The sequence below is a fragment of the Pseudomonas sp. D1HM genome (genome assembly GCF_019266105.1).
Classification (GTDB): domain Bacteria; phylum Pseudomonadota; class Gammaproteobacteria; order Pseudomonadales; family Pseudomonadaceae; genus Aquipseudomonas; species Aquipseudomonas taetrolens.
Genome location: NZ_LRMN01000064.1, coordinates 1 through 301 on the forward strand (window position 1 = coordinate 1; position 301 = coordinate 301).

Consider the following 301-nt stretch of genomic DNA (forward strand, 5'->3'; position numbering starts at 1 on the left):
TAATCGGGACGAGGATTTTTATCCATCAACGCCTTGCAATTCAGGAGAGGTATGACAATGTCATTAGAAGTGTTTGAGAAACTGGAAGCAAAAGTACAGCAGGCGATTGATACCATCACTCAGTTGCAGATGGAAATCGAAGAGCTGAAAGAAAAAAACAACTCACTGTCGCAGGAAGTTCAAAATGCCCAGCATCAGCGCGAAGAGCTGGAGCGTGAGAACAACCATCTGAAAGAACAGCAGAACGGCTGGCAGGAACGTCTGCAGGCCCTGCTGGGTCGCATGGAAGAGGTCTGATTAC

General features: G+C 47.5%; 1 protein-coding gene. It reads left to right on the top strand.

Annotated elements, in window-relative coordinates; translation table 11 throughout:
• Positions 1-51: 51 nt before the first annotated feature.
• The gene (gene zapB, locus AWM69_RS22745; protein WP_373274352.1) at positions 52-297 is read left to right on the top strand and encodes a septal ring assembly protein ZapB; all 246 of its coding nucleotides are present in this window, start codon (positions 52-54) and stop codon (positions 295-297) included.
• Positions 298-301 lie beyond the last annotated feature (4 nt).